The 18,856-nt window shown below is 65.7% G+C and carries 21 protein-coding genes and 1 tRNA gene; 10 read left to right on the top strand and 12 right to left on the bottom strand.

Annotated features, from left to right (window positions below):
* Window positions 1-16 precede the first annotated feature (16 nt).
* On the bottom strand, window positions 17-1,486 hold the full coding sequence (locus OKW41_RS28900; RefSeq protein ID WP_429574740.1) for an oligosaccharide flippase family protein: 1,470 nt from the start codon (window positions 1,484-1,486) through the stop codon (window positions 17-19).
* Window positions 1,487-1,954: 468 nt separating this feature from the next.
* On the opposite strand from OKW41_RS28900, the gene OKW41_RS28905 reads away from it, so the two are divergent.
* The 4 genes from OKW41_RS28905 to OKW41_RS28920 all read left to right on the top strand — a co-directional run bounded on the left by OKW41_RS28905 (window position 1,955) and on the right by OKW41_RS28920 (window position 6,606).
* Window positions 1,955-3,817: an alpha/beta fold hydrolase gene (locus tag OKW41_RS28905; protein WP_429574741.1), complete on the top strand. Its 1,863-nt coding sequence runs from the start codon at window positions 1,955-1,957 to the stop codon at window positions 3,815-3,817.
* A 37-nt stretch (window positions 3,818-3,854) separates the two neighbouring features.
* Complete coding sequence (locus tag OKW41_RS28910; protein WP_429576504.1) at window positions 3,855-4,268, top strand: flavin reductase family protein; 414 nt, start codon at window positions 3,855-3,857, stop codon at window positions 4,266-4,268.
* 385 nt (window positions 4,269-4,653) lie between these two features.
* Complete coding sequence (locus OKW41_RS28915; protein ID WP_429574742.1) at window positions 4,654-5,373, top strand: FadR/GntR family transcriptional regulator; 720 nt, start codon at window positions 4,654-4,656, stop codon at window positions 5,371-5,373.
* Window positions 5,374-5,559: 186 nt separating this feature from the next.
* Window positions 5,560-6,606 carry a Gfo/Idh/MocA family protein gene (locus OKW41_RS28920; protein WP_429574743.1) on the top strand — a complete coding sequence of 349 codons (1,047 nt, stop codon included), beginning with the start codon at window positions 5,560-5,562 and terminating at the stop codon, window positions 6,604-6,606.
* A gap of 34 nt (window positions 6,607-6,640) precedes the next feature.
* Here the strand turns inward: OKW41_RS28920 and OKW41_RS28925 are convergent, their stop codons facing one another.
* The 7 genes from OKW41_RS28925 to OKW41_RS28955 form a co-directional block, all read right to left on the bottom strand.
* Window positions 6,641-7,300: an amino acid ABC transporter permease gene (locus OKW41_RS28925; RefSeq protein ID WP_027197491.1), complete on the bottom strand. Its 660-nt coding sequence runs from the start codon at window positions 7,298-7,300 to the stop codon at window positions 6,641-6,643.
* Between the two features lie 185 nt (window positions 7,301-7,485).
* Window positions 7,486-8,280, bottom strand: a complete 795-nt coding sequence (locus OKW41_RS28930; RefSeq protein WP_429449494.1) for a cystine ABC transporter substrate-binding protein — start codon at window positions 8,278-8,280, stop codon at window positions 7,486-7,488.
* Window positions 8,281-8,385: 105 nt separating this feature from the next.
* Window positions 8,386-9,408 carry a quinone-dependent dihydroorotate dehydrogenase gene (locus OKW41_RS28935; protein WP_429574744.1) on the bottom strand — a complete coding sequence of 341 codons (1,023 nt, stop codon included), beginning with the start codon at window positions 9,406-9,408 and terminating at the stop codon, window positions 8,386-8,388.
* A gap of 127 nt (window positions 9,409-9,535) precedes the next feature.
* Window positions 9,536-10,405 carry an arginyltransferase gene (locus tag OKW41_RS28940; protein WP_429574745.1) on the bottom strand — a complete coding sequence of 290 codons (870 nt, stop codon included), beginning with the start codon at window positions 10,403-10,405 and terminating at the stop codon, window positions 9,536-9,538.
* A gap of 101 nt (window positions 10,406-10,506) precedes the next feature.
* On the bottom strand, window positions 10,507-11,244 hold the full coding sequence (gene aat / locus OKW41_RS28945) for a leucyl/phenylalanyl-tRNA--protein transferase (protein ID WP_429574746.1): 738 nt from the start codon (window positions 11,242-11,244) through the stop codon (window positions 10,507-10,509).
* 9 nt (window positions 11,245-11,253) lie between these two features.
* Complete coding sequence (locus OKW41_RS28950; protein ID WP_429449499.1) at window positions 11,254-11,799, bottom strand: NUDIX hydrolase; 546 nt, start codon at window positions 11,797-11,799, stop codon at window positions 11,254-11,256.
* Between the two features lie 359 nt (window positions 11,800-12,158).
* A tRNA-Met gene (locus OKW41_RS28955) sits at window positions 12,159-12,235 on the bottom strand.
* A 223-nt stretch (window positions 12,236-12,458) separates the two neighbouring features.
* Between OKW41_RS28955 and OKW41_RS28960 the strand changes: the two genes are divergently transcribed.
* Entirely contained in the window at window positions 12,459-12,956 is a 498-nt protein-coding gene (locus OKW41_RS28960) for a heme-degrading domain-containing protein (RefSeq protein WP_184043993.1), read from the top strand.
* Between the two features lie 4 nt (window positions 12,957-12,960).
* Window positions 12,961-13,299 (top strand): DMT family transporter, encoded by a 339-nt coding sequence (locus OKW41_RS28965; protein WP_429574747.1) that lies wholly within the window; start codon window positions 12,961-12,963, stop codon window positions 13,297-13,299.
* Between the two features lie 46 nt (window positions 13,300-13,345).
* Here the strand turns inward: OKW41_RS28965 and OKW41_RS28970 are convergent, their stop codons facing one another.
* Together OKW41_RS28970 and OKW41_RS28975 are read right to left on the bottom strand one after the other, a co-directional pair.
* The gene (locus OKW41_RS28970) at window positions 13,346-13,735 is read right to left on the bottom strand and encodes a hypothetical protein (RefSeq protein WP_090805720.1); all 390 of its coding nucleotides are present in this window, start codon (window positions 13,733-13,735) and stop codon (window positions 13,346-13,348) included.
* An 82-nt stretch (window positions 13,736-13,817) separates the two neighbouring features.
* Window positions 13,818-14,009, bottom strand: coding sequence for a hypothetical protein (locus OKW41_RS28975; protein WP_187630069.1), 192 nt, complete (start codon window positions 14,007-14,009; stop codon window positions 13,818-13,820).
* A gap of 288 nt (window positions 14,010-14,297) precedes the next feature.
* Between OKW41_RS28975 and OKW41_RS28980 the strand changes: the two genes are divergently transcribed.
* Entirely contained in the window at window positions 14,298-14,585 is a 288-nt protein-coding gene (locus OKW41_RS28980) for a hypothetical protein (protein ID WP_184068631.1), read from the top strand.
* Between the two features lie 194 nt (window positions 14,586-14,779).
* Window positions 14,780-15,064 carry a DUF1488 domain-containing protein gene (locus OKW41_RS28985; RefSeq protein WP_184029285.1) on the top strand — a complete coding sequence of 95 codons (285 nt, stop codon included), beginning with the start codon at window positions 14,780-14,782 and terminating at the stop codon, window positions 15,062-15,064.
* Window positions 15,065-15,162: 98 nt separating this feature from the next.
* Here the strand turns inward: OKW41_RS28985 and OKW41_RS28990 are convergent, their stop codons facing one another.
* Complete coding sequence (locus tag OKW41_RS28990) at window positions 15,163-16,137, bottom strand: NAD-dependent epimerase/dehydratase family protein (protein ID WP_429574748.1); 975 nt, start codon at window positions 16,135-16,137, stop codon at window positions 15,163-15,165.
* Between the two features lie 144 nt (window positions 16,138-16,281).
* Between OKW41_RS28990 and OKW41_RS28995 the strand changes: the two genes are divergently transcribed.
* Both OKW41_RS28995 and OKW41_RS29000 read left to right on the top strand, forming a co-directional pair.
* A complete protein-coding gene (locus tag OKW41_RS28995) occupies window positions 16,282-17,130 on the top strand; it encodes a TetR/AcrR family transcriptional regulator (RefSeq protein WP_429574749.1) in 849 nt (282 codons plus the stop codon).
* A 48-nt stretch (window positions 17,131-17,178) separates the two neighbouring features.
* Window positions 17,179-18,315 (top strand): enoyl-CoA hydratase/isomerase family protein, encoded by a 1,137-nt coding sequence (locus OKW41_RS29000; protein WP_429574750.1) that lies wholly within the window; start codon window positions 17,179-17,181, stop codon window positions 18,313-18,315.
* 64 nt (window positions 18,316-18,379) lie between these two features.
* Here OKW41_RS29000 and OKW41_RS29005 read toward each other — a convergent pair whose 3' ends face one another.
* Window positions 18,380-18,805, bottom strand: a complete 426-nt coding sequence (locus OKW41_RS29005) for a hypothetical protein (RefSeq protein WP_429449505.1) — start codon at window positions 18,803-18,805, stop codon at window positions 18,380-18,382.
* Between the last annotated feature and the right edge of the window lie 51 nt (window positions 18,806-18,856).

The following is an 18,856-nucleotide window of genomic DNA, read 5'->3' on the forward strand; positions in this document are numbered from 1 at the left end:
TTGCGCGCGCCGGGACTCAGCCTTGTGCCCGTCCGGACGACGGCGCGCAACGCAGCCAGAGTCTGTAAAGCGCGTCGCGCAACTCGCTCGACCCGCGCAGCGACATGCCGAAGTTCGCCGCGCTCAACGCGAGCGCGACGACGATCGCCAACAGCAACGCGCTGATCGAATCCGCGAGCGCGAGCGCGACGAGCAGAAACGCGAGATGCGCGAGCATGTTGCGCACGATCGTCCATGCATGCAGCCGTGAGAACGCGAGCAATACCGAGTAATCGAGCAGCACCTTCAGCACGACGACGACCGCCGCGCCCATGATACCGAACCAGTGGATGCCGCACCATAACGCGCCGGTAAAGAACGGCAACTGGAGCCAGTTGACGCTCGCCACTGCCACGGGATGGGTCTGCGCCTGCAACAGGCTGCCGAGGATGCTCGACTGGCCGCTCAGCCATACGCCGAGGATCAGCACGCTCGCGACCGGCGCCGCGGCGGCGAGCTGCGGTCCGAGCCACAGCAGCAAGAACGGCTTCAGGGCGAACAGCGCGATGATCACACATGGCGTAAATGCTCCATTGAGAAACGCGAGCGCGTTGTGCGCGAGCGCGTCCGCATCCTCGCGCGACGCCGCCGACAGTCGCGGAAACAGGGTGCGCACCATCGCGAGCGGCAGCAGGTTCAATCGATTGATCAGGTTTTGCGGCGTCGCGTAGTAAGTGACGAAGCGCGCGCCGAGCAGTCCGCCGATGAACACGCGGTCGAGCGTCGACGCGATCATGTTGGCGCCGGAAAACATCAGCAGCCAGCGGCCGTTGCGGAACAGCCCGATCATCAAGCGCCATTGCGGCATCCGCATACGGCGAATGCCGAGCGCGCGAATGGCGGCCACCCCCAGCATCAGGCCACTGACGAAACGCGCGATCACGGCGGCTGGAATCGCGATCGCGAGTGACGGCGAAAAACAGAGGACCGCCGCGATCGGCAGCAACTGGAACAGCGCGGTGCCGAGCGTCTGGTTGATGTTGTAGCTCGTGAAGCACTCGACGCCGGTAATCGCGCCCGCGAACACCCAGGTCACGTTCGCGATCGGCACAGCGACCGCGATCCACGGCAGGCTCGCCATCACTTCATGCTGGAACGTCGGCTCGATTTTCACGCCGTAGGTGATGTAGACGATGGCTCCGGCATAAATCAGCGCGCCGCCGATGATGCCGGTACCGAGATTCATGAACCACGCACTCCAGAAGATCGGTTCGATCGAATCGTAGCTGGCCGCGCGAGCCTTGGCGATCTGGTTTTCGGTCGCCAGACTGGTGCCCAGATCGAGGACGCTGAAGTAGCCGATCAGCGCCCACACCAGATTGATCACCCCGTAACGCTCGGCGCCCAGCAGATGAATGTAGGTGGGCACGGTCACGAGGGAAACGAAGGTCGGCGCGACGGCGCCGGCAAAGTTGATGAAGATGTTCCTGACGATGCTTCGTTCCATGTTCCATTGCCGGGCCGGTGAGAAGGGCCGCGCGGACGCACGCGGCGGCATCAACGCTTCGCAGGTCTTGCATCTTGCCCCCGGGCGCCGCGTGACTGTGTGGGTGGCCGTACAGATAGCCGCGATCGAGAGGGGGTTAAATGGCAATGGTCATAGGGTAGCGCGGTCGTTGGCCACGAGACGGCCGCGCGCACCGCATTGCGGAGCATGCCCGGGCGCGCCCGCGCCGTCTCCATCACGTATTGCGCGGCACGCTGCACGCAGCCGCCGGCATCGACTACAGCGCATGAGCGACGCGATCCGCCGCGCGTCGGTCCACGCGCGGGGCATGCTGCACTGCACAGCACGCTCCTCGACACACACGCCAGCGCAGCGCGATTCGGAGCCCAAACCAATGTGGCGCGACGCACATATGCGCGAGAGGACCTTTGTTGTAATCACTTGAAAAGGAAGAGTAAGGAGCGGACTGTGAGACCCATCGTCTTCGACGGCAAATTCGGCTGGTTGCATCCAGCCAACGGCCCGGATGGCGTTGTGATGTGTTCCCCGTTTGGCTACGACACGCTGTGCACGTATCGCGGCATGCGCCGGCTCGCCGAGCGCCTCGCCGCGCGCGGCATGCCGGTGCTGCGCTTCGACTACCCGGCGACCGGCGATTCAGCCGGCGATCCGACCGACGCCGGCCTGTGGCGCGCATGGATCGACAGCGTCAAGCAGGCGGTCGCGCAGTTGCGCGAGGCGACCGGCGTCGAGCGTGTCAGCGTGTGCGGTCTGCGTCTCGGCGGCATGCTGGCCGCGCTTGCCGCGCAGGAACTTGGCGATGTGCACGGTCTCGTGCTGATGTCGCCGGTGCTGTCGGGCAAGACTTACCAGCGCGAATTGCGCGCGCATTACCGGCAGTGGTTGAACGATCCGGCCGCGATGGATTGCGTGGTCGAGCCGGATACCGACGAGTTCGTCGAAGCGTATGGCTTCCGCATGTATCGCGACACGCTGCAAAGCCTGCTCGCGGCGGATCTGTATCGCGCGACGAGCCGGCCGGCCGCGCGCGTGCTGCTGCTCGATTCACTGAACCCGGCGCGCGCCGGTGCGCTCGCCGCGCATTACAGCGAACATGGCGTCGAGCTCGAGCGTCACCCGTTCGACGAATACAGCCGCTTCATGATGGAACCGCTCGAAAGCGAAATACCGCACGCCGCGTTCGAGACCATCGAGAACTGGCTGCTGGCGGGGAGCGCGCAAACGGCCCGAACGCTGACGCGCGTGCCCGAGCGAGGCGAAGAGCCGGCGGGCGGCCACTATGTCGCGCCGAGGCTGCACGAGACGCCGGTGTGGCTGAACGACGGCAAGGTGTTCGGCATCTACTGCCGGCCCGACGGCGCCGCGGCGGCGCGCGCCCCGGCGGTGCTGCTGCTCAATACCGGCGCGGTGTCGCGGATCGGCAATGGGCGTTTCGGCGTGCATTTCGCGCGGCGTCTCGCACGCCAGGGGATCGCGTCGCTGCGCATCGACGTCGGTGGTGTCGGCGACAGCATGCCGTCGTGCGACACGTTGAGCCTCGACGCGCTGTACTCTCAGTCGAGTGCCGGCGACGCTGCGTGCGCATCGCGCTGGCTTGCCGCGCGCGGTCATGCGGGCGCGCTGCTGCTCGGCATCTGCTCGGGCGCCTACACCGGCCTGCATGCGGCGACGCGCGAAGCGGCGGTGGTGGGCGCGGTCATCGTCAACGTGCAGAAGTTCAGATGGCATAACGTCTGCGACGAACACGGCAAGCCGATGATCCCGGTGTCCGCGTTCGGCTCGACGCGCAACTACATGCGCTCGATGAAGCAGCCGGGCAAATGGCTGCGTGTGCTCAAGGGCGAGACGGGCGGCTGGGGCCTCGTGCGCGTGCTGGTGGTACGCCAGCTCGCGCGGACCGGCCAAACGCTGGCCGACCGGATCGAGCAACTGTGTGGCCTCGAACTCGGCGCGCGTGACGAGCGGCATCTGTTCGCGAACCTCGAAGCACGAGGCGTCGACACGCACCTGGTGTTCGGTGTGCTGGACGAAGGCGTCGAGGAGCTCGAGCGCTACTTCGGCGTGCGCGGCACGCGGCTCGCGCGCTTCACGCGCATTCACGTGGCCTTCTGCAAGCACACCGATCACGCGATCCTGTCGTCGGTGGCGCAGGAAAACATCATGTCCTACGTCGAGAAGGTCTATCGCGGCGGCTTCACGAAGCTGCGTCAGCCCGACAGCGCGACGCTCGACGGCGAGCTGCACAGGCAGCAGCCGGAGCACGATGAACATTGCGCCGCGGGGGCGTTGCGTCCGTTCGGAGAAGCGTAGGGAGCACGCGCGGACAGACAGGGCCGCCCAGGCCGCACTGTGTGTCGCGCGCATACCCGGGTCCCTGAAGCCGCCGCTGATCGTCGTGTCGGTCGGGCATCGTGCGCGCATGCATGCACGGCTGATGGACGCCGAGCTGTTCGGCGTCAGCGTGCTGTCGGAGGCGCAGGAGCCGCACAGCCGGCATTTCGCGGGCGAGGCGCAGAGCCGCTTCGCGCCGTCTTGCGCGCCGCGCTTCGCGGCGGTCGACGGCCTCGCCGGCGTCGTGCTGCTCGAGCATGCGGCCGCGCGCTTCGCCGCGCGCGTGGTGGACCGCCATCCGTGCGGCGACCATACGCTGTTCGTCGGCGAGGTGCTGGTGTTCTCGCTCGACGAGCACGCGCCGCTGCTGTTCTTCGGCAGCCGCTATGCGTCGGTCGCGGCGAGCGCGTCGAACGAAGACTCGGCGTGATACGGCGTGATACGGCGTCCGCGCGCCGCGGACCCAGCTGCGCCGCTTGCGCTTCGCACGACATCCTTGTTCGCCGGAACACGCAGGCGTCCGACCGCGTCCGTGCAAATCAGACAATTTCATCACGCCAACGTGCGAATGCGCACAATTCAAACCCCACAACGCAGGCACGCTTTGACGGGCGAGCTTTGTGCCTGGCGAAACAGATGGCGTTACACGAACGAAACAAATCTTCAGAGGGATAACCCTGTCAGGAAGTGTCCCAACTGGCGCATCCGTTTCGAAGCTTGCAACGTATCGAAAAATGATCCTACTTGCATAACAGATACGTACGGGCCCTTCATCAACAGGCCACGCGGGGTCAACACCGCTTCGGGGATATGTCATGGAACACGCAAACAAGGATCGCTCGTTGGTGAGCAAAGTCATGGACGGGCTCGTCAGCGGCATCGTCGAGGAGAAATACGGCGCGATTCTGCCGCCGCAGGATGTGCTGTCGAAGGAATTCGATGTGAGTCGCACCGTGATGCGCGAGGCGCTATCGATGCTGCTCGCGCGCGACATGCTCGACGTGCGGCCGAAGATCGGCACGCGCATCCGGCCGATGAGCGACTGGCGCATGATCGACGAGGACGTCGTCAATTGGCGTTTCCGCGCGAAGCCCGATCCGATGTTTCTGCGTGACGTGATCGAGTTTCGCATCCTGATCGAACCGCGCGCGTCGGCGCAGGCGGCCGCGCGCGGCAGTGCCGCGGACGTCGCGGCGATTCGCGAGGCGTTCGAGGCGTTTCGCATGATCCGTCCGGGCGAGGCCGGCTATCAGGAAGCCGACGAGCTGTTCCATACGCGCATCGTGATCGCGAGCGGCAACCAGTTTTTTAAGCAGATGGCGGCGATCGTTCGCGGCGCACTGTCGACCCTCAATCCGATCGTGCACGACCGGGAAGGGCTGTGGGAGAGTGCGATCGCGTCGCATCAGCGCGTCATCGAAGCGATCGAGCGGCGCGATCCGAAGGAGGCCGAGATCGCTGCGCTCGCGATGATCGATTACGCGGCCGAGGAGGTCGGCGGGCGGTTTTCATCGGAGCCGCCAGCGCGGGTTTGAGCGTGATTGCGAGCGCGGGCTGAGCGTATCTGTGAACGTCCGGCCGCGGGAGCGGCGGGGTGGGGTGTCGAAGGTCGGTGCGCGGCAGTGATGCCGCATGGTTCGATTGGCCGGGTTCGCCGCGTTCGCAAGCGGCATCGGTGACAATAGCGGCTGTTCCGAACCGCATGGACCTTTGCACACACGATGACAGATACGACAGCGGCACCGTACGCAGCCACCACCCAAGCGACCGATCGGGCAACGCAGGACACCACTTCATCGCGCGAGATCCGCTGGGGGATCGTCGGCACCGGCCGGATTGCGCGCCGCTTCGCGCAAGGGCTCGCGTTCGTGCCGCGGACGCGGCTCGCGGCGCTGTGGTCGCGTCGCGTGGAACCGGCCCAGGCGTTCGCCGATGAATTCGGCGGCGCCGTCTGCGACAGTTTCGACACTCTGCTCGCGAGCGGCATCGACGCGCTCTATATCGCGACGCTGCAGGACAGTCACGCCGACTATGCGATCGCCGCGTTGCAAGCCGGGCTGCACGTGCTGTGCGAGAAACCCGCGTGTATCAATCGTCCGCAGCTCGAGCGCGTGCTCGACTCCGCGCGCGCTTCGCAACGGCTCTTCATGGAAGCGATGAAGCCGTCGTTCTATCCGCTCTACAGAAGGTTGCGCGAGCGCCTCGCGGCCGAGCCGATCGGCCAGGTCGGGCTCGTGCGCGCGGGCTGCTCGGTGCCGGGCGTGCCGGCCGATCATCCGTCGCTGTCAGTCGAGCATGCGGGCGGCGCGCTGCTCGATATTGGCATCTACGAGATGTTTCTCGCGGTTGACTGGCTCGGCGCGCCACGCGACGTGCAGACCTTCGGCCGGCTTGGCGCGACCGGCGTCGATACGTTCGCGAGTCTGAACAGCCAGCACGAGCGCGGCGGCATCGCGCAACTATTCTGCGGGCTCGATCTGCATGGCAAGGGCGATGCGCTGCTGATGGCCCAAGGCGGTCACGTGACGCTGCACGAGCCGTGGTGGAACCCGTCGCGCGCGACGATCCGTTACGCGGATGGCCGCGTCGTCGAACTCGACGAACCGTTCGAAGGCGGCGGTTTGAACTACGAGACCGCGCACTTTTGCGAGCTGATTCGCGCGGGTGTGCTGGAGAGTCCGCTGATGCCGCACGACACGTCCCGACACATGATCGCGATGGCCGACGCGGCGCGCGCGGCGTTGGGGCTCAAGTTCGCTGGGGAATGAGCCGCTGGGGGCAAAGAAAAGGAGCGGGCGGCGCTCAGTGCCGCGTCGGCAGCGACAGCCGCCGCTCATACCAGCGCTGCGCCCACTCGAGCACCTGACACAGCACCCAGTACACGGCCGCGGCCGCAAGATAAAGCGGCAGCGGCTGGTAGGTCGACGCGATGATTTCCTGCGCGCTGCGCAGCAACTCGGTCACCGTGATGACGGACACGAGCGAGGTGTCCTTGATCAGGCTGATCAGGCTGTTCGACAGACTCGGCACCGCGATGCGCAGCGCCTGCGGCGCGATCACGTAGCGCAGCGTCTGACGCCGCGACAGCCCGAGGCTGTACGAGGCGAGCCACTGGCCCTGGTGGATGCCCAGAATCGCGCCGCGCATGCTCTCGGACAGATACGCGGCGACGTTCGCCGACAACGCGATCACGCCAGCCGGCGTCGGATCGAGCGAAATGCCGAAGCTCGGCAGACCGTAATAAATCACGAAGATCTGCACGAGCAGCGGCGTGCCGCGCATCACGCTCACGTAGACGCGCGCGATCCAGTTCAGCGGACGGCTGTGGCTGATGCCCATCAACGCGAGCACGGCGCCTCCGATCAGGCCGAAGATCATCGACAGGATCGCGAACTTGATCGTCAGCAGCGCGCCTTGTGCGAGCACCGGCAGCGATTGGAGCAGCAGGGAAGTGATGGACATGGGCAGTGTTCTTATTGACGCACAAAGCGCACATCATAAACTTTGGCGCGCGTTCAGGCGCGGGCCGCGCGATGCGGCTTGGCGTATACGCGACGCGCGGTTCGGCTCCCGCAGCTCGCGTGGGCCGCAAAAGCGCGAAGGGCGGCATCGTGATCGATGCCGCCCTTCGTTCGACTGCACGCGTGTTACTTGATCGGCTTGCTGACGTCGATGCCGAACCACTTGTCCGAGATCTTCGTGAAGGTGCCGTCCGCTTCGAGCTGGGTCATCGCGTCGTCGATCGCCTGCGCGAACTTCGGGTTGCCCTTTCTGAACGGAATGCCCGACGGGTTGCCCGGGCCGACGTTCGCGCCGGTGCGCAGCGGCAGGTTCGAGTTCTTCAGCAGGTACGCGAGCATCAGACGGTCGTTCAACGCCGCGTCGAGCCGGCCGGCGGCCAGATCACGCAGGTATTCGGGTGCGCCCGGGTAAGTCTTCACGTCGATGCCCGGCACTGCCTTCGCCATGTCCATGTAGTTCGTGCCGAGACCGACGCCGAGCTTCTTGCCCTTCAGGTCTTCGAGCGAGGTGAACTGGCGCGTGTCGTTCTTGCGCTGGATCAGTTGCGCCGCCGAGTACGTGTACGCCGGCGAGAAGTCGAGCGTCTGCTTGCGCGCGTCGGTGATGCCGACCTGGTTGACGATTACATCGAACTTGCCCGCCTGCAGACCGGCGATGATGCCGCTCCACTCGGTCGTGACGAACTCGGGCTTCACGCCGAGCCTGGCCGCGACCGCCTTGGCGATGTCGACGTCATAGCCGACCAGCTCGCCCGACGGCGCTTTCGAGTTGAACGGCGGGAAGGTGCCTTCGAGACCGACGCGCAGCGTGCCGCGCTGCTTGACCTGGTCGAGCAGGTCTTCCGCGTGCGCGGTAACGGCGGTCAGCGACGCGCCGATCAGCGCGGTGGCGAGGAGCTTCTTCAGCAAGCCGAATTTCATCGTGTTCCTTGTACGTCTGATGTTTTGACGGTCGAGAGCATAGCAAACGAGCCTATCGCAACCTAAATACCGTTTGTTTATGTCTATATGCGGCGGCGCGGATGCCTAGCGCAGCGCCTGCGCGCATTCGGCGATGAGCGTCGGACCGCGGTAGATGAAACCAGTATAAAGCTGCACCAGCGACGCGCCGGCCGCGAGCTTCGCGCGCGCATCGTTGCCCGAGAAAATGCCCCCGACGCCGATGATCGGCACGGCCTCGCCGACTTCGGCGCGCAGCTTGCGGATCACCTCGTTCGACGCGTCGAACACCGGCTTGCCCGACAGGCCGCCGGCTTCGTCAGCATGCTGCATGCCGGCGACAGCGGTGCGCGACAGCGTAGTGTTGGTCGCGATGACGCCTTCGAATTTGTGGCGCAGCAAGGTGTCGGCGATCGACTTGACCTGCTCGTCGTCGAGGTCGGGCGCGATCTTCAGTGCGAGCGGCACGAGCTTGCCGTGCATGTCGGCGAGTCTTTGCTGCTTGTCCTTCAGCGCGGCGAGCAGCGCGTCGAGTTCGTCGGCGCCCTGCAGCTGGCGTAGGTTCTTCGTATTCGGCGACGAGATGTTGACCGTCACGTAGCTCGCGAACGGGTACACGCGCTCGAGGCAGTACAGATAGTCTTCAGCGGCGCGCTCGATCGGCGTGTCGGCGTTCTTGCCGATGTTAAGACCGAGGATGCCGCGATAGCGCGCGGCCTGGACGTTCTTCACGAACTGGTCGACGCCGGCGTTGTTGAAGCCCATCCGGTTGATCACCGCGTTCGCCTGCGGCAGCCGGAACATGCGCGGACGCGGATTGCCCGGCTGCGCGCGTGGCGTCACGGTGCCCACTTCGATGAAGCCGAAGCCGAGCGCCGCCAGACCGTCGATGCACGCGCCGTCTTTGTCGAGGCCCGCCGCGAGTCCGACCGGGTTTCGGAACGTCAGGCCCATCACGGTGCGCGGCGAATCCGGCACGCGCGCCCCGAGCGCGCCGGCGAGGCCGGTGCGACCGGCGGCGCCGAGCATGCGCAAAGTCAGATGGTGAGCGTCTTCCGCGTCCATGCGAAAGAGTTGGGCGCGAAAGAGCGGATAAAGGGAGCTGAGCACGGGATGAAGCCGGACGGCCGGAAAATGGGAACCCGCTATTTTACCGGCTTTGGGCTTTGATGAGACTGGTGGGGCGTTGCCGGCGACGAGCAGGACCCGGCAACGACTCGACGGCCGGCGCCTCGACTTACGGCCTGAGCGGCCCGCGTCGTCCATGCATCGCGAAATCGACCGGCGGCAGGTCGATGCTGGCCGGATCGAGCACGCGCCACGCGCCGTCGATCAAGCCTTCGAGCGGCCGGAAATTCGCCTTGTACGCCATTTTCGGGCTTTCGCGAATCCAGTAGCCGAGATACACGTACGGCAGGTTCAGGCTGCGCGCCTGCTCGATCTGCCAGAAGATGTTGTAGGTGCCGAAGCTCGCGTGCGGCAGGCTCGGCTCGAAGAACGTGTACACGGACGACAACCCGTCGCCGAGGATATCGATCATGCTGATCATGCGCAGCGCGCCCCGCGCGTCAGGTCGCCCGTCAGGTCGCCCGTCAGGTCGCCCGTCAGGTCGCCCATCGGGCCGCAGCGGCGCTGGCTCACGAAACTCGACGAGCCGCGAGTTGATCCGGCTTTGCAGCAGGAACTGCTCGTACTGATCGCGGCTGTCGCGATCCATGCCGCCGCCCGCGTGGCGCGCCGACTGGTAGCGCATATACAGCGCGTAATGCTCCTCGTCGTAGTGCAGCGGCGCGACGGTCGCGATCAGGTCGCCGTGCTTTCGCCATACACGCCGCTGCGTGCGGTTCGGCTGAAAACGCTCGACCGGCACGCGCACCGGCACGCACGCGCGGCAGCCGTCGCAATACGGGCGATACGTGAACACGCCCGAGCGCCGGAAGCCTGCCTTGACGAGGTCGGTGTAGACGTCCGAATTGATCAGGTGACTGGGTGTGGCGACCTGCGAGCGCGCAATGCGGCCGTCCAGGTAACTGCAGGGATAGGGCGCCGTTGCATAAAATTGCAGCGCGGAAAGCGGAGAAAGAGGCAGCTCGTTGGGGTGAGTCACGTTGGCAGCTCTCGAAGCGTCTCTGGTAATGCAAACCCGGCACGCCCGGCGGTTGATGCCGCTATTCGATGGGCGGCGGACCGGATTCGGCCTGATTTTTCCTACGCCGCCCGCGCGAGGATGTCGAGCAGGGCGGTCTTGTCGAAGCGCCACGGGATGGCCGGTGCGCCGACAGACGCGCGAACATGCGCGACAAACGCCTTGCGCGCTATCTCGCGGCCGCCGAGCGACGCCAGATGCGACGTGTTCTGCTGGCAGTCTATCATTTCTATTTCGTGACGTCGCAAGTGGCCGACCAGCGCGGCCAGCGCCATTTTCGAGCCGTCGGTGACGTCGGTGTACATCGATTCGCCGAAGAACATCCGCCCGAGCGACACGCCATACAATCCCGCTACACGCTTGCCCTCGAGCCAGGTTTCGATGCTGTGCGCGTCGCCCAGGCGGTGCAGCGACGAATAGGCTTCGACGACGTCGGCGGTGATCCACGTGCCGCGCTGACCGTGGCGCGGCGCCTGCGCGCAGGCGCGCATCACGGCGGCGAAATCGTCATCGACGCGGATTTCCCACGCGTCGTCGCGCAACACGCGCTTGAGCGTCTTGCGCAGCGATGGCGACACCTTGAACTCGGCGGGGCGCAGGATCATGCGCGGATCGGGGCTCCACCACAACACCGGCTGGCCGTCCGAATACCACGGGAAGATGCCGCGCCGATACGCGTCGATGAGGCGCGACGGCAGCAGATCGCCGCTTGCCGCCAGCAGACCGGGCGCGCCGCTCGCGGCGCCGAGCGCGCGCTCGACGGGCGGAAACGGGTCGTCAGCTCCGAGCCAGGGAACCATGCGCGCCGCTCAGCCTTCGCGCAGGGAGCGGAAGATGTCGCCGGTATGCAGGCCGAAACTGCCTGCCGCGCGGTCGGCGAAAAAAAAGCGCAGCGTCTGGCCGACGGTCGGAAACGCGATCTCGTCCCACGGAATCTCGTGCTCCTCGAACAGCTTCACTTCGAGGCTTTCCTCGCCGGCGACGACGTCGAGATCGAGCAGCCGCGCCATGTAGAACAGATGCACCTGATGCACGTGCGGCACATTCAGCAGCGAAAACAGGTTTTGCACCTCAACGCGGGCGCCGGCTTCCTCGAGCGTTTCGCGCGAGGCGGCTTCGGCCGTCGTTTCCCCCATTTCCATGAAGCCGGCGGGCAGTGTCCAGTAACCGTAGCGCGGCTCGATCGCGCGACGGCACAGCAGCACCTTTTCGTCCCACACGGGAACGGTGCCGACCACGTTACGCGGATTCTGATAATGCACGGTGCCGCAACTGCCGCATACGAAGCGCTCGCGATTGTCGCCCGGCGGAATGCTCAGACTGACGCCGTGGCCGCAGACAGAACAGAATTTCATTGGAAAGGGGACGAGAAAGGGTGATAGGAGTTTATCACCGGGGCGGGGGATTACTGAGGCGCCGACAGGGGCTGCGCGAGACGATGTCCAAGGCGGCGAGCGCCGTCGCGTCTGACATTGATTGACAGTCAATTTTTGGATGCGCTGATAGCATCGGTCCTGATGGTTGCGATGGAGGCCACCGCGTCCACCGCAGTCATCTTTTCTCTCTTGTACATTGCCTCGTAGCTTGGCGCGTCATTCAGTTGACGCGCTTTTTTTCGCTTGAGGGTGGGGCGGTCAAGGGGTCGCCAGACCAAGGCCACAAAAACAAAAAAGGGTTACACGCCAATGCGTTGTAACCCTTCAATGATTTCGGTTGGTTGCGGGGGTAGGATTTGAACCTACGACCTTCGGGTTATGAGCCCGACGAGCTGCCAGACTGCTCCACCCCGCGTCCGTCGAAGAAAAGATTATAGACCAGCCAGACGGCCAGCGCAATAGCCATGTAAGAATTGGCTTCATTGCGCTTCGCTCCGCCCGCGCGACGTCGGCTATCGGAAAGGCTCTGGAAAGCCGTGCGCGGACGCTGCGCTAGAATTCAGATTCTCCACGCGGCTCGCCGGATCTTCACGACGGCGGCCCCTTTGACTCTGATGCCCCGACCCGTTCTGAACCCCATGGATATCGCTCACGACCTGCAGGTCATCGCCATTCAGGAAAAGACCCTCGTGTTTCCCCGCTTCGATGCCGACCGCGCGTGGCAAGTCGGCGCGTATCTGCACGAAGTCGCGAAAGCGCGCGGCATTGCCGCTGCGATCGACGTGCGCACGTTCGGCCAGCCGCTGTTCTTCAGCCTGCTCGACGGCGCGACGCCCGACAACGTCGACTGGGCGCGCCGCAAGGGCAACACCGTCGCGCAATTTCGCCGTAGCTCGTACGCGATCGGTCTGAAAATGCAGCTCGCGGGCGCGACGCTCGCCGACAAGCACGGACTGCCGGCCACCGAGTACGCATCGCACGGCGGCGCGTTTCCGCTGGCGGTGGAAGGGGCGGGCGTGATCGGTTCGATCACGGTGTCCGGTCTGCCGCAGCGCGCCGATCATGAACTCGTGGTCGAAGCGCTGTGCGCGCATCTCGGTCACGACTACGGCAAGCTCGCGCTCGCGAAAAACTGACGCGATGCGCGTACCCCCGTATGCGCTGCTCGCGATCGCGATCGTCGCCGCAGTGATCGCGACTTCCGCGATGCGGGCCTCGGACGGCTTTTCACGGCTGCTGCCGTCGATGGCCGTCGTGCTCGGCTACGGCATCGCGTTCTATTGCCTGTCGTTGACGCTCCGAAGCATTCCAGTCGGCATCGTCTACGCGATCTGGTCCGGCGCGGGGATCGTGCTGATCACGCTGGTCGCGCTAGTGCTGTACCGGCAGGTACCCGACGTGCCGGCGATCATCGGGCCGGGATTGATCGTCGCTGGCGTCGCGGTGTTGAATCTCTTCTCGAAGATGCAGGCGCATTGAGCGCCCGCGCCAGCCGCCGCGATTGCCGCCAGGCACGTAAATCGGCTTACTTGCAGCGCACGATCATCGAGCGGCCCTTCACGTTCGCCGACGCCACGTTCGTGACGCTGCCGCCGGCGGTGCCGCCTTCGTCGTTATCCTTCGACACGATGTCGTAGCCGGTCGCGCCGCAGGCCTTACCCGCTTGCACGTAGCACGAGGCCCAACTCGAGCCGGCGTCGGCGCCGCTGCAGTTGACCGCGAAGCCGGTCTGGCCGTTCGGCAGATTGATCAGCGTGGTCGTGTTCGACGACGCGCAGCCGCCCAGTCCCGCGGCGAGCAGCAGCGCGGCGGGCAAGGCGGCCGACAGCGACGCGCGACGCACGAGGGCAAGCGCGGCGCTGGATCGGAGGCGGTGGAATCGGCCGGCGCGTCGCGGTTGCGTCGTGAATTGCATCGTGTTGTGTCCTTTCATTCAGATAGAGGGGGTCTGCCGGGCCGGGTCGGCCGCTGTGGAGCGCGAGGGCGTGCGCCACGGCTCAGGTCGTTTCGACGGTGATGCCCGCCGCGTTGAGGAGCCGCCGGGCTTCCGCGCCTTCTTCAGTGGCTGCGTCTTCCCAGATGCCGATCGCTTTCGGGATGTCGATGCCGTGACTTTCGGCGTACTCGAACCAGCGGTTCGCCGCATCCGGCTCGGGCAGTTCATGATCCTGCAGAAAATATTTTCCCATATTGCGCTCGCTGGCCTCGAAATGGCGTCGTAACAGGTACCGTGCGACAGCATGGAGCATGCCGATATGGACCGTTCGACCAGCGCGCACGGCTGAAGTGCGGCGCGGCTTTTGGTGCGGCGCGGGGGGCGCGTCTCGCGAGCAGAACTTATCGCGCGGCAACGCGCCTTATCGTTATGGGACGGGCCGCCCGCACACACCCAGTGCAGCGGCGCGCCGCATGCTGAAGCATCAGGGCGGCGCCGTTGCGACTGGCGCCAGCTCTGCAACCGCAACAGGAGAACGAAGATGGCTGAACGGGTCAGTGGCCCTTATCGCGGCTATTACATCAGCGCCGCCGCGCGCCTCGTGCCAGGGGGCAGCACGTCGGGCACGTCGGGCGACGCGCACACCAAAGCGGACGGTACTTACGTCGGCACGGTCAGCCTCGCCGAGCTCGGCCCGGACGATCCGCACCGGATGGAAACGCTGCTCGAGCTCGGCGACCGGCAACGCTTCGACAGTGAAGAAGAGGCGCTCGCGTTCGTCGAACGGGCGGCCCGCGAGTATGTCGACCGATTGCTGGATGGGCCGTGAGCGTGTCGGCGATTTCCATGCAAAGGGCCCGCCGATGGGCTCGCCAAGGCAGCGCGCGATGCCCTGAATCAGGCGCGCGCGCTGGACCGTGATCCGGCGGCGCGAGTACCATAGCGGGACTTGCGAGGATCGGCGGCGCGCAGCGGCCTTCCGCGCAAGCTACGTTCCCGCCGCCAACTTCTGACGAGGCGACCATGAAAATCCGTTTTCCCGAAGACGCGCCTGCTTACCGCGACTCCAACCTGACCGTCGTGTTTTCCGCGCTGGTGGATGGTGAGCCGGTGCCGTGCGCGATCTCGGTGGAAGCGCTCGAGGATCATTTCGGCGCTTACAGCGAGGACCTCGACGGCTGGCTGCGCGCGTTCGATGCGGGCCGGCCGCGCATCGAGGCCGTTGCGCGTGAGCATCTGCAGATCAGTAACGGCACACCCGTGCTGCTCAAGAGTGGCCACTTTCCGCCGGGGCAGATGGCAGGCTAAGCGGACCTGCCGACGGACCATCGGCGCCAGAGGCCGGGTGCAGGTCCATCTCTGCGGGTTTCATTTCACCTACGCATCGCATCGCCAACGCCTTGCCGCTAAATCATGTCGCGTGCCGACACTACCTCGCGCGCCGCTTCGAAGCACCGCCTGATCCCTTCCTGATACGACGTCTTCGTTAGCGGCCCGATCAACGTCGCCAGCGCCGAATCGTCGAGCACGACCGGCTCGGTCATCAGATAGTTCATCTCGACCAACTCGCGCATCAGCCGATTGAATAGCCCGAGCACGCGCAGCATGCCCTTGCCGGCCACCATCAGCTTCGGCCCGGAACCCGCGAGCGCGTAGGCCTCGCGAGCCACCTCGCGCTGCGTGATCGTGCCGGCGCCCCCGAGATGCCACCAGCGGCCGTAGGCCTCGGGCGTGCGCGTGAGTCGTTCGACCACGGGACCGACATCCGGCAGATAGATGAATTCGTGCGGTACGTCGACGGGACCGAGCACCTGCGCGCGCTTGCCGGTAGCGGCGCCAACGAAGACACCGTGCAACAGGCTGCGCTCGACCCCCGGTCCGTAGAAATCGGGCAGTCGCAATACCAGCGTTTCGAGACCTTTCTGGCCATGCGCGGCCAGCACGAGCTTTTCCTGTTCAAGCCGCATGCGGCCCTTGAACGTGTGCGGCTCGCGCGGATGATCTTCTCGGACCGGGTTGCCGCGCGCGCGGCCATACGGATACACGGTGCCGATCAGAATGAAGCGCTCGACACCGGCGGCCGTCACGCCAGCCAGCGTTTTCTCCATCAACGGCGGGTGCTGCGCGAACTGGTCGTAGGGCACGCCGACGAGGTAGATCACGGTCTGCAGACCGGCGGCCGCGGCGCGGATCGAGGCGGGGTCATCGGGGTTCCAGGTGACGATCTCCGCGTGCGGGTCGTCACCGAAAGTCCGTTGCAATACCTCGCGCGAGCGGCCGACCACCCGGTAATCGCGGCCCGCCGCGCCAAGCGCCGTCGCGATGCTTTGGCCCGCAGCGCCCGCTGCACCGAATAAACCGACCTTTCCCGTGGCTTGCATGACGACTCCCTCAGATGGCGGCGCAACATCGTCGCGCGCTCGTGGCTGCTCGATTTGACAGATGAAAATTTACTGAACATTGTTCAGTAAACGATGTTCAGTTTAAATTGACTTTTCAGTTTGTCAATCTGAAAATTGCGAGTCATGGGAATCGCCGAACGAAAAAACCGCCAGAAGCAGGCACTGCGCGAACGCATCCTTGATGCCGCGCGGCGCATCGTCGTGCGCGAGGGCTTTGCCGCGCTGTCGATGCGCAAGATCGCTGACGCGATCGAATATTCGCCCGCCACGTTGTATCTGCATTTCGCGAGTCGCGACGACATCGCGCGGGCCTTGTGCGCCGAAGGCTACGCGCAGTTGCTCGCGACCTTCGTGCCACTCGTGCAGATCGCGGATCCCGCCGAACGGCTGAAGGCGCTCGGGCGCGCGTACGTGGCGTTTGGCGTCGAGCATCCTGAAACGTACCGGCTGATTTTCATGGAGGACCCGAGCTATACCGGCGCGGCGCTCAGCGGCGGGGTTGGCACTGGCAAACACGACGGCAACACGGGCGACACAAGCGCGAACGCCGGGACCGGTGGTTCGACCGCCTCCCTGGGCAACGCCGCCGGCAGCGTTGCCGACGACGACCCCGACGAGGCCGCGCTGCACATCATGATCGACGCGCTCGACGAGTTGCGAGCAGCGGGGCGTCTGTCGGCGTCGGTCGCATCGATGGAGCCGGCCATCTGGGCCGAGGCGTTGTGGGCGAGTCTGCATGGCATCGTCGCGCTGAATCTCACGTGCCCGGTGTTTCCGAGCGCGCCGCTCGAGACGCTCGTCGGCGTGACGCTCGACGCATGGCTCGGTGTGCCGCAGGCCGTGGCGGCGGGCGCATCGAACAGCGCCGCAGTCCGCGGCAAGAAAACCGTCGCGCGGCGCCACGCCAAGTCGGCCGGCTCCACGGACCCGGCCCCCGAGCTCCCAACCAAACGCAAAGCGGCAGGCCCGTGATAACGTTCAGTTCCACCTCATGCCGCGCCGCGCCGCGCCCAGTTCTCCATGTCCACGTCCGCCTCGCCCGCCACTAGCGACGAAATCGCGACCCACGTAGCCAAGCGCATCGGTCTCATCGAACTGGAGCGGCCGAAAGCGCTGAACGCGCTGTCGACCGGCATGATCCGCGCGATCCACGCGGCGCTCGACCAGTGGCGCGAGGACCCCGAGGTGCTGGCCGTCGTCGTTCGCAGCCGGCACGAGCGCGCGTTCTGCGCGGGCGGCGACATCCGCTTCATGTACGAAGCGGCGCAAACCGGCGACCAGGAGGCGCGCGATACGTTCTTCAGCGAGGAATACCGGCTCAATCACGCGATCTTCGTGTATCCGAAGCCGTATATCGCGTTGATGAACGGCATCGTGATGGGCGGCGGCATGGGCATTTCGCAGGGCGCACATCGCACCGGCGGCCTGCGCGTCGTCACGCAATCGACGAAGATGGCGATGCCCGAAACCCGTATCGGCCTCTTTCCGGATGTCGGCGCGAGCTGGTTTCTCGCGCGCACGCCCGGCGCGATCGGCCGCTATCTGGCGGTGACCGGCGAGACGATCGGCGCGGCCGACGCGCTGTACGCGGGCCTCGCCGATGCCTACATCGACGACGCGGCGTTGCCCGCGCTCGTCGATACGTTGAGCCGCGAACCGTTCGAGCGCGGTGCTGATGTGGTTGCGTGCGTCGAGCGCGAGACGCTCGCGTATCAGGTCGCGCCGCGGCCCGAGGAGAGCGCGCTCGCGAAGGCGCGGACGTTGATCGACCGGCATTTCGCGCTGCCCGACGTCGCGCGGATACTCAAGTCGCTCGAACAGGAACGCGAGCGCGGTGGCGACGCGGCGGAGTGGGCCGAGCAGACGATCGCGGTGCTGCGCGAGCGCTCGCCGCTGTCGATGGCGGTCTCGCTCGAAGTGGTCACGCGCGCGGAAGGGTCGATGGCCGACGTGCTGCGCACTGACCTCGATCTGACGCGCTCGAGCTTTCTGCGCGGCGATACGGTGGAAGGCATTCGCGCACGCATCATCGATAAGGACAACGCGCCGCGCTGGCGTTTCGCGCGCATCGAGGACGTCAACCGGGCCGATGTGGAGCAGATGTTCGACAGCCCGTGGCCGGCGAACGAACACCCGCTGGGCGCTCTGCGCGGGTGAACGCGCGGCCTCGCGAACCCGCCCGCGCGAATCTACGCGTTGCGCGAATTCATGTTCGCCGCGCTTATTCCTCTGCCTCGCTCGCCATGAACGCGCGCATGAACACGAGCGCACCCCAGCCCCACATCGCGTTCGCCGTGAAGCCCACCGCGAGGCGCGGCAGCATGTTGCCGCTCGGCCAGATGCCGCGCAGCGGATCGACGACGAACACGCTCGCCGCCGTCAGCACGATGCCGCCGAACACGAACGCGGGTACCCACGGCGCGCGCAGATGCGGCGCGACGCGCAGCAGCCAGGCCATCAGCACGGCCCAGCACGCGCTCCAGATTGCGTTCGCGATGAACTCAGGCAGGCCGAGCGGCAAAAACGGCGCGGTCGAAAAACCGCTGGGGTCGATCATGCCGGCAGCGTGCATCAGCGCCAGCGTCGATTCGCGAAAGAACAAAGAAGCCAGAAAACCGGCGACGAACGGCAGAATAATTTTTTGCATGCATTGCACCGGCAACGTACAGGCGACGCGAATCGGAAGACCTGTACCGGG

Source organism: Paraburkholderia sp. UCT70 (genome assembly GCF_050434085.1).
GTDB lineage: Bacteria > Pseudomonadota > Gammaproteobacteria > Burkholderiales > Burkholderiaceae > Paraburkholderia > Paraburkholderia tuberum.